This window comes from Streptomyces durbertensis (assembly GCF_014156695.1).
GTDB lineage: Bacteria > Actinomycetota > Actinomycetes > Streptomycetales > Streptomycetaceae > Streptomyces > Streptomyces durbertensis.
Genome location: NZ_WMLF01000531.1, coordinates 1 through 3,320, shown reverse-complemented (window position 1 = coordinate 3,320; position 3,320 = coordinate 1). Strand labels below are relative to the sequence as shown.

Sequence of the window (3,320 nt, the reverse complement as noted above, 5' to 3'; positions counted from 1 at the left end):
GCCCGGGGAGGCGCCGCCGGTCGGCGGGAGCGCGGCGTTCGGCGCCGACCGTCCGCCGGTGGGCGCGGCGGACGTGCTCTTCGACGCCGACGAGGTGGACGGCGTGGTGACCGAGCAGGTCGGCGGCTCGGCCCTGTTCGCCGCCCGCTTCCGCGAGTGCGCGGCCCGCGCGCTGCTGCTGCCCCGCCGGGACCCGGGCCGGCGCACCCCGTTGTGGCAGCAGCGGCAGCGGGCCGCCCAGCTGCTCCAGGTGGCCAGCGAGTTCGGCTCGTTCCCGATCGTGCTGGAGGCGGTCCGCGAGTGCCTGCAGGACGTCTTCGACGTGCCGGGGCTGAGCGAGCTGATGCGGGACGTGGCCGCGCGCCGGGTCCGGCTGGTGGAGGTGACGACGCCTGAGCCCTCGCCGTTCGCGCGGTCGCTGCTGTTCGGCTACGTGGCCCAGTTCCTGTACGAGGGGGACTCGCCGCTGGCCGAGCGGCGGGCGGCCGCCCTCTCGCTCGACTCCGGTCTGCTGGCGGAGCTGCTGGGCCGCGCCGAGCTGCGGGAGCTGCTGGACGCGGAGGTCGTCGCCGAGTTGGAGCGCGAGCTGCGGTGGCTGGTGCCCGAGCGGCGGCTGCGGGACGCGGAGGGGGTGGCGGACGCGTTGCGGGTGCTGGGGCCGCTCAGCGAGGAGGAACTGGCGGAGCGCGGCGCGGAGCCGGCGTGGGCGCGGGAGCTGGCCGCCGCGAGACGGGCGGTCCAGGTGCGGATCGCCGGCCGGGAGCGGTGGGCGTCGGTGGAGGACGCCGGGCGGCTGCGGGACGCGCTGGGCGTCGCGCTTCCGGTGGGAGTGCCGGAGGCGTTCACCGAGCCGGTCAAGGACCCGCTCGGTGACCTCCTGGGCCGCTTCGCCCGCACGCACGGGCCGTTCACCACCGAGCAGGCCGCCGAGCGTTTTGGTCTCGGGGTCGCGGTGGTCGACGGCGCGCTGCACCGGATGGTCGCCGAGGGGCGGCTGGTGCGGGGCGAGTTCCATCCGGGGCGGGCCGGCGGCGGTCAGGAGTGGTGTGACGCCTCGGTGCTGCGCAGGCTGCGGCGCCGGTCGCTGGCGGCGCTGCGGCAGGAGTTGGAGCCGGTGCCGCCGACGGCGCTCGCCGCCTTCACCCCCCGCTGGCAGCATGTGGACGGCGGCGGGCTGCGCGGGGTGGACGGTCTGATGCGGGCGGTCGAGCAGCTGCAGGGGGCGGCGGTTCCCGCGTCCGCGCTGGAGCGGCTGGTGCTGCCGAGCCGGGTCGCGGACTACTCGCCGACGCAGTTGGACGAGCTGACCACCTCGGGCGAGGTGGTGTGGGCCGGCGCCGGCGCGCTGCCCGGCAAGGACGGCTGGGTGGCGCTGTACCCGGCCGACGTGGCGCCGCTGCTGCTGCCGGAGCCGCTGCCGCTGGAGCTGTCGCCGGCACACCGGGCGGTGCTCGCGGCGCTCGGCGGCGGCCACGGCCTGTTCTTCCGCCAGCTCGCCGAGCGGGTGGCGGCGCTGGAGCCGGAGGTGACGGAGTCTCAGCTGGCCGACGCCGTGTGGGAGCTGGCCTGGTCGGGCCGGCTCACCAACGACACGCTGGCGCCGTTGCGCAGCCTGCTCGGCAGCGGCCGGACGGCCGGCGCGACGGCGCACCGCGCGCGACGCCGGGTGCCGCGCGGGCGGTACGGCTCGGCGGTGCCGCGGCCCGCCTCCCGGAGCGGACCGCCGACGGTCGCCGGCCGCTGGTCGCTGCTGCCCGAGCGCGAGGAGGAGCCGACGTCACGGGCGCACACCCTCGGGCACACCCTGCTGGACCGGCACGGCGTGGTGACCAGGGGCGCGGTCGCGGCCGAGGGCGTGGTCGGCGGCTTCGCCGCGGTCTACCGGGTGCTGTCGGCGTTCGAGGAGAGCGGGCAGGCCCGGCGCGGGTACGTGGTGGAGGGACTGGGCGCCGCCCAGTTCGCGATGGCGGGGGCCGTCGACCGGCTGCGCGCCGCGAACAACGCGCGGGAGCGTGACGAGAAGTCGGGTGGCGCGCTGGTGCTGGCCGCCGCCGACCCGGCGAACGTCTACGGCGCGGCGCTGCCCTGGCCGGAGTCCCCGGAGGGCGGTTCGCACAAGCCGGGCCGCAAGGCGGGTTCGCTTGTGGTCCTGGTCGACGGCGAGCTGGCGCTGTACCTCGAACGCGGCGGGCGGACGCTGCTCGCCTGGGGTCAGGAGCTGCTGCCGCGCGCGGTGGCGGCCCTGGCCGACGCCGCGCGGCGCGGTCTGCTGGGTACGGTGACGGTGGAGCGGGCCAACGGCTCGCCGGTGCTGACCTCGGAGATCGGCCGGGAGCTGGAGGCGGCCGGCTTCCACGCCACACCGCGCGGACTGCGCCTGCGGCCCTGACCTCCTGCCGCCCGGCCGCCCGGCCGCCCGGCCGGGGCGGGGACGGCGGCCCGAGGACGGCCGGTTGGAGAGGAGCGTCGATGCCCGAGGGGGACACGGTCTGGCGGGCCGCCCGGGCACTGCACGACGCGCTGTCCGGCGCGGTGCTCACCCGGGCGGAGCTGCGGGTGCCCAGGTTCGCCACGGCGGAGCTGACCGGCCGCCGGGTGCGGGAGACCACACCGCGTGGCAAGCACCTGCTGACCAGGCTTGACGGCGGTCTGACGCTCCACACCCATCTGGGCATGTCCGGCGCCTGGCGGCTCGCGCGGGCCGGTGGGCGGCCCTCCGGCGGCCCGGGACACGAGATCCGGGTGCTGCTGGCCACGGAGGAACGGGTCGCGGCGGGCTTCCGGCTGCCCGTCGTGGAGCTGCTGCGCACGGCCGAGGAGGACACCGCCGTGGGCCATCTGGGCCCCGACCTGCTGGGCCCCGACTGGGACGCTTCGGAGGCGACGCGGCGGCTGCTGGCGGAGCCTGCCAGGCCGATCGGCGAGGCGCTGCTGGACCAGCGGAACCTCGCCGGCGTCGGGAACGTGTACCGCGCGGAGCTGTGCTTCATGGCGCGGCTGGCGCCGTGGACGCCGGTCGGCGAGGTGCCCGACGTGCGGCGGCTGGTGGAGCTGGCGCACCGGCTGCTGACGGTGAACCGCGATCGCGCGCTGCGCTGCACCACGGGAGAGCCCCGGCGGGACCGTGCGCTGTGGGTGTACGGCCGCGCGGGCCGGCCCTGCCGCCGGTGCGGTGGGCGGGTGGTCGTGGAGCAGCAGGGGCCCGCCGACCGGCTGCGCCCGGTCTACTGGTGCCCGCGCTGCCAGGACGCCCCCGTCCCGGGTGCGGGCGGCGGCGGGTATTAGGGCCGGGCTTCCGGTGGCGGCGGCGTAGGCAGCTC

General features: G+C 77.8%; 2 protein-coding genes. Both read left to right on the top strand.

The window, feature by feature from the left end; genetic code table 11:
* Positions 1-2,389, top strand: a 2,389-nt coding sequence (locus GL263_RS23855) for an Lhr family ATP-dependent helicase (RefSeq protein WP_438947998.1), incomplete at its 5' end; no start/stop codon positions are given.
* 80 nt (positions 2,390-2,469) lie between these two features.
* Positions 2,470-3,285, top strand: a complete 816-nt coding sequence (locus GL263_RS23850) for a DNA-formamidopyrimidine glycosylase family protein (protein ID WP_182857810.1) — start codon at positions 2,470-2,472, stop codon at positions 3,283-3,285.
* Positions 3,286-3,320 lie beyond the last annotated feature (35 nt).

Coding starts and splice junctions, on each gene's coding strand:
- GL263_RS23850 (WP_182857810.1), top strand. CDS start 2,470: ATGCCCGAGGGGGACACGGTCTGGCGGGCCGCCCGGGCACTGCACGAC.